Genomic DNA, 6,194 nt, shown 5'->3' with positions numbered 1-6,194 from the left:
GCCACGCAGGTGTCGCCGGCCGAGGCCGTCGCCCCGACCGCCCCGGCGCCGCAGGCGCCTGCCACGGCAGCCGCCGAGGCAGTGCCCGCGCAAGCGGCTACTGAAGCAGCCACCGAAGCAGCCACGAAAGCGTTGGCCGACGTGACGTCCGAGGTCGCCATGCCAGCCACGCCGGCCCCGGCCGCCGAGGCCGTGCCGCAACCGGCCGAGGAAACGATCGCCCAGCCGGTCGCTCAGCAGGCCATCGAGGCGGTCAGCGCCCGGGCAGCGCAGCAGCCGCAGGCTGCCCCGGCGCAGGCCCAAACCCAGGCCCCGGCCCCGGCCGCAGCAGCCGCACCGCTGTCGGCCGACGCGCTCGAGCCGATGCTGAACGCCGCCGGCCTGCAGTGGGTGCACACCGACAGCGCCAAGTACCGTGCCGCGCAGGAAGCCGCTGCCCGCATCGTGCCGGCGCCGCGGGTGCCGCGCGAGCGCAAGCCGCTGCCGCCGCTGCCGCAGGGCCCGATGGTGCTGGTCGAGACCGGCGGCCGCGAGGTCACCATGGACTCGCAGCAGCAGTCCGCCGCGCAGCAATAGGCGCGAACAAGCGCGAACAAGCGCGAACAAGCGCGAACAAGCGCGACGATAGCCCCATGGTCTCCGCGAAAGCGGGGACTCCGAGGGCTCTCAACGACGCTGGCTTCCCGCATGCGCGGGAACGACGCGATCCAGGGGGACGGCACCGCCGTCCCCTTTTTCATGGCCGCGCGTGCCCGCGGGCGCTTCGGCGACCCCTCAACGCAAGCTCGGCTAGAATGGCGGCAGAACGGCGCCGGTCTGGCGGCGACCTATCACGACATGACCGAATCCGTCATCCCCATCTTCGACCTGCGCGAGCATCGCTATCACTCGATGCAGCCCGCGATTCCGGCGCAACTCGAATCGCCGACCGGGCTGTTGGCCGACCGTCGCGGACGGCCGCTGCACGACCTGCGCATCTCGGTGACCGACCGCTGCAATTTCCGCTGCGTCTACTGCATGCCGAAGGAAGTCTTCGACAAGGACTACACCTTCCTGCCGCATTCGGAACTGCTCAGCTTCGAGGAGATCGAGCGCGTCGCGCGGCTGTTCGTCGCCCACGGCGTCGAGAAGATCCGGCTGACCGGCGGCGAGCCGCTGCTGCGCAAGAACATCGAGAAGCTGGTCGAGATGCTGGCGCGCATCGAGACGCCCGCCGGCAAGCCGCTGGACCTGACGCTGACCACCAACGCCTCGCTGCTGGCCCGCAAGGCGCGCGCGCTGCGCGATGCCGGGCTGACGCGGGTTTCGGTCAGCCTCGATGCGATCGACGACGCTACCTTCCGCCGCATGAACGACGTCGACTTCGCCGTGGCGGACGTGCTCAAGGGCATCGAGACCGCGCAGGCGGTCGGGCTGGCGCCGCTCAAGGTCAACATGGTGGTCAAGCGCGGCACCAACGACGCCGAGATCGTGCCGATGGCGCGCCATTTCCGCGGCAGCGGCATCATCGTGCGCTATATCGAATTCATGGACGTGGGCGCCAGCAACCACTGGCGCATGGACGAGGTGCTGCCGTCCGATGAAGTGGTCGCGCGCATCGACGCGGAATTCCCGCTCGAGCCGATCGCCGCCAACTACAGCGGCGAGACGGCGCAGCGCTGGCGCTACCGCGACGGCGCCGGCGAGATCGGCGTGATTTCCAGCGTCACCCACGCCTTCTGCGGCGATTGCAGCCGCATCCGGCTGTCGACCGAGGGCCGGCTCTACCTGTGCCTGTTCGCCACCGAGGGCTACGACCTGCGCGCGCTGCTGCGCGGCGGGCACAGCGATCTCGAGATCGCCAACGCGATCGCCGGCGTCTGGCGCGAGCGCACCGACAACTATTCGGAGCAGCGCGGCGACGCGCAGGTGCGCGCGGCCCGCGCGGCCCGCAAGATCGAGATGTCCTATATCGGCGGCTAGGCGTTCGCCTCGCCTCCGACCCCGTTCAACGCTTCACCGCTTTTCCCCGACACCTGCGATGATCGAACGCGAAGACATTACCGGCCTGATCCTGGCCGGCGGACGCGGCAGCCGCATGGGCGGCACCGACAAGGGCCTGCAGTCGCTGCGCGGCGCGCCGATGGCGATGCACACGATGATGCGGCTGGCGCCGCAGACCGGCGCGCTGCTGATCAACGCCAACCGCAATCTGGCCGCCTACGAATCGTTCGGCGTGCCGGTGGTCACCGACTCGGTGCCCGACTTCGCCGGCCCGCTGGCCGGCATGCTGGCGGGGCTGGAACAGTGCCAGACCCGCTGGATGGTCACCGCCCCGTGCGATTCGCCGTTCCTGCCCACCGACCTGGTCGCGCGGCTGGCGCAGGCAATCGAGCGCGAAGGCGCCGAGATGGCGATGCCGGTTACCGTCGACGAACAGGGCCGCCGTCAGACCCAGCCGGTATTCCTGCTGATGCCGCATACCGCGCTGGACAGCCTGGTGGTCTTCCTCAACGGCGGCGGCCGCAAGATCGAGGCCTGGGCCTCGCAGCATCGGCTGGCCGAAGTGCCGTTCGACGACGCGGCCCCCTTCGCCAACATCAACACGCTGGACGAACTGCGCACCTTCGAGGCGCGCTGAGCGGGGGCCGAGGCGCGGCCCTGAGCTGCTCCACCGCCCTCGCCGCCCTGCTGTCCTGCTGCCCTGCTGCCCGACCGGCGCACGACCCCTCGCCAGCCTGAGCCCCGAACCGAACCCGAACCCGAACCGAACCCCAACGCGAACCCTGCCATGCCGTCCCTGCAATCCGTGATCTCCTGCCTGTCCGACTACGATCCCAGCGCGCTGCCCGTGGAGCAGGCCAACCGGATCATCGCCGAGGTGATCGAACCGGTCAGCGGCATCGAGCAGGTCGCGATCCGCTCGGCGCTGGATCGCGTGCTGGCCGAGGACGTAGTCTCGCCGATCGACGTGCCGGCGCACGACAACTCCGCGATGGACGGCTATGCCTTCTCCAGCGCCGCGCTGCAGGCGGCGAACGGCGGCGAGGTGACGCTGCGCGTCATCGGCACCGCGCTGGCCGGCGAGACCCACGGGCTGACCCCGGCGGCCGGCGAGGCGGTACGCATCATGACCGGCGCCGTGATGCCCGCCGGCTGCGATACGGTGATCCCGCAGGAATTCACGCAGGCCGTGCCGGGGGCGGGCAGCGAAGCGGGCAGCGAATCGGGCGGCGAAGCGGCAGGCGAAGCGGTGCGCTTTGCCGCCGACGCGGTCCGGGCCGGCGACAACCGCCGCCTGCGCGGCGAGGACCTGGCCCGCGGCAAACCCGCGCTGAACCAGGGGCGCGTGCTGCAGCCGGCCGACCTTGGCCTGCTGGCCTCGCTCGGCATCGCCGAGGTCAAGGTACGGCGCCGCCTGCGCGTGGCCTTCTTCTCGACCGGCGACGAGCTGCGCTCGATCGGCGAGCCGCTCGACGCCGGCTGCGTCTACGACTCGAACCGCTACACGCTGCACGGCATGCTGCGACGCCTGCATGTCGAGCTGATCGACATGGGCGTGGTGCGCGACGATCCGGCCGCGCTCGAGGCCGCGCTGCGCAGCGCGTGCGAGAACGCGGATGCGGTGATCACCTCGGGCGGCGTGTCGGTCGGCGAGGCCGACTACACCAGGCAGATCATGGCCGAACTCGGCGACGTGACCTTCTGGAAGATCGCGATGCGCCCCGGCCGGCCGATGGCCTTCGGCCGCATCGCGTCGAACGGCCATCAGGCGCTGCTGTTCGGCCTGCCGGGCAATCCGGTCGCCGTGATGGTGACCTTCTACCATTTCGTCCGCGCCGCGCTGCATCGGATGATGGGCGCGGACATCGCGCCGCCGCCGCTGATGCGCGTGCGCAGCGCGCACGCCATCCGCAAGAAGCCCGGCCGCACCGAATACCAGCGCGGCATCCTCGCGCGCGGCGCCGACGGCCAGTGGGAGGTGCGCATTACCGGCCAGCAGGGATCCGGCGTGCTGCGCTCGATGAGCGAGGCCAACTGCTTCATCGTGCTGGGCCACGAGCAAGGCGGCGTCGCGGCCGGCGATCCGGTCGAGGTGATGCTGTTCGAGGGCCTGCTGTAAGGCCGGGGCACCGCGCCCAGCCCCCTCGCTGCGCCTTCGCTCGCCCCATCGCGCATCCGCCTGCGGGCCGGCGGGTTCGTCCCTCGCCACTGTCGTTTTTTTGCGTACCGAAGCCGTGCGTGCGGCCGCCCCGGCGGGGCGAGGCTATGCGCCACGCCACCCATTCGCTACACTTGCCGCACCCCAACTCTTCCCCACTGCCACGCTGTCATGAATCAGGAGATCGCTTACCTCCACCCCGTCAAGACCGCACGCGCGCTCGTTCTGGTCTACCTGTGCTTCTCGGTGCCGATCGTGTCGATGGGGTTGTTCGTGGCCTTTGTCCGCTACGGCGATCTGCCCGGCATCACGGTGTTCACCGCGCTGATCCTGAATGCGCTGGTCGGTTTCGGCCTGCTGTGGCTGGCCTGCAAGGCCTACAACTGGGTGGCGGCCCGCTTCGGCGGCATCGAGGTGACGATCCGCAATCTGCCGCCCGAGGGGCAATAAGCTCCGGCAGCCGGGCCCTTCTCCGACAAAAAAAGCGCATCCTGGCGGATGCGCTTTTTTTTTGCTCGGACGCTGCCGCCGGCAGCCCCCAGGCCGGCGGGCCCGAATCCCTGCCGGCGCCGCTCAGGCCGCCGGGCCGGCATCCTTCGGCCCGGCCTCGCCGTCGTCCTCCTCCGGCAAGCCCAGCAGCTGCTCGGCGGCCTCGGACGGCAGCGCCTCGACCTTGCGCAGCTTGCGCGCCATCTGGCGGCTGCGCACCTCGGCCTGCTCGATATTGCGGGCGGCGCGCTCCAGCGTGTCGCGCGTGCGCGCCAGCACGTCGCCGAACTTGCCGAACTCGGTCTTGACCGCGCCCAGCACCTCCCATACCTCGCTCGAGCGCTTTTCCAGCGCCAGCGTGCGAAAGCCCATCTGCAGGCTGTTCAGCACGGCGGTCAGCGTGGTCGGGCCGGCCACCGTGACGCGGTGATTGCGCTGCAGCAGGTCCGTCAATCCGGGCCGGCGCAGCACCTCGGCATACAGGCCCTCGGTCGGCAGGAACAGGATGGCGAAGTCGGTGGTGGCCGGCGGCGACAGGTACTTCTCGGCGATGGTCTGGGCCTCGCGCTTGATGGCCACTTCGAGCTCGCGCCCGGCGGCGGCCACGCCTTCGACATCGCCGCGTTCCTGCGCGTCGGTCAGCCGTTCGTACTGCTCCTTGGGGAACTTGGCGTCGATCGGCAGCCAGACCGTGCCGTTGCCGCTGCCGCTCCCTCCGCCGTTGCCGACGCCCACTTCCTTGCCCGGCAGGCGGATCGCGAACTCGACGCGCGCGCCCGAGTTCGGCACGGTCTCGACGTTGCGCGCGTACTGCTCGGGCGTCAGGATCTGCTGCAGCAGCATTTCCAGCTGGACCTCGCCCCAGGTGCCGCGCGTCTTCACATTGGTCAGCACGCGCTTGAGGTCGCCGACGCCCTGCGCCAGCATCTGCATCTCGCCCAGGCCGCGATGCACCTGCTCGAGCCGGTCCGACACCATGCGGAACGATTCACCCAGCCGCTGCTCCAGCGTCGCGTGCAGCTTCTCGTCGACGGTACGGCGCATCTCGTCTAGCTTGGCGGCGTTGTTGGCCTCGATGTCCTTGAGCTTCTGCTCCAGCGTGGCGCGCACCTCTCCCAGGCGCCGCTCGTTCGATTCGGTCAGCTTGGCGAGCTGCTGCGCGAACATGTCGATCTGGTTGTTCTGCAGCGTGGCGATATGCGTCATCTGCGCCGACAGCGTCTGCTGGAAGCGCATCATCTGCTCGCTGGTTTCGTCGCGCCCCAGGCGCGCGGCCTCGGCAACCTCGCCGCGCAGGCTGCGTTCGAGCCGTTCGCTGTCGCGCTCGCCACGTTCGCGCCAATCGGCCAGGCGTTGCATCAGTTCGGCATGCAGCTGCCCGGCGCTGCCGTCGCGCCCGCGCATCAGCAGCACGACGAGCGTCAGCAGGGTCAGCAGCAGGATCGCGGCCAGCGCGATCAGGATCAGCGAGGAGGAAGACATCGGGGATCGAGTCATGAAGCCGGGTGGAAGCCGGCGCCGCCGCGGCCAGGCCAGCCGTGGCCACCGCGCGGTGGCCACCACA

Annotated in this window: 5 protein-coding genes and 1 pseudogene; 5 read left to right on the top strand and 1 reads right to left on the bottom strand. The window is 70.2% G+C overall.

Annotated elements, in window-relative coordinates; genetic code table 11:
* The 5 genes and pseudogenes from F1599_RS14975 to F1599_RS14955 form a co-directional block, all read left to right on the top strand.
* Nucleotides 1–576: pseudogene (locus F1599_RS14975) on the top strand (ribonuclease E/G); the annotation flags it as partial.
* Between the two features lie 261 nt (nucleotides 577–837).
* Nucleotides 838–1,962 carry a GTP 3',8-cyclase MoaA gene (moaA, locus tag F1599_RS14970; RefSeq protein ID WP_149317021.1) on the top strand — a complete coding sequence of 375 codons (1,125 nt, stop codon included), beginning with the start codon at nucleotides 838–840 and terminating at the stop codon, nucleotides 1,960–1,962.
* 58 nt (nucleotides 1,963–2,020) lie between these two features.
* Entirely contained in the window at nucleotides 2,021–2,620 is a 600-nt protein-coding gene (gene mobA / locus F1599_RS14965) for a molybdenum cofactor guanylyltransferase MobA (protein ID WP_150083598.1), read from the top strand.
* 150 nt (nucleotides 2,621–2,770) lie between these two features.
* Nucleotides 2,771–4,102, top strand: coding sequence for a molybdopterin molybdotransferase MoeA (gene moeA / locus F1599_RS14960; RefSeq protein WP_150083597.1), 1,332 nt, complete (start codon nucleotides 2,771–2,773; stop codon nucleotides 4,100–4,102).
* A 210-nt stretch (nucleotides 4,103–4,312) separates the two neighbouring features.
* Nucleotides 4,313–4,591 (top strand): hypothetical protein, encoded by a 279-nt coding sequence (locus F1599_RS14955; RefSeq protein WP_150083596.1) that lies wholly within the window; start codon nucleotides 4,313–4,315, stop codon nucleotides 4,589–4,591.
* 123 nt (nucleotides 4,592–4,714) lie between these two features.
* Here F1599_RS14955 and F1599_RS14950 read toward each other — a convergent pair whose 3' ends face one another.
* Entirely contained in the window at nucleotides 4,715–6,112 is a 1,398-nt protein-coding gene (locus tag F1599_RS14950) for a DNA recombination protein RmuC (protein ID WP_150083595.1), read from the bottom strand.
* Between the last annotated feature and the right edge of the window lie 82 nt (nucleotides 6,113–6,194).

This window comes from Cupriavidus cauae, from assembly GCF_008632125.1.
GTDB lineage: Bacteria > Pseudomonadota > Gammaproteobacteria > Burkholderiales > Burkholderiaceae > Cupriavidus > Cupriavidus cauae.
This window is presented reverse-complemented; position numbering and strand designations above follow the sequence as displayed.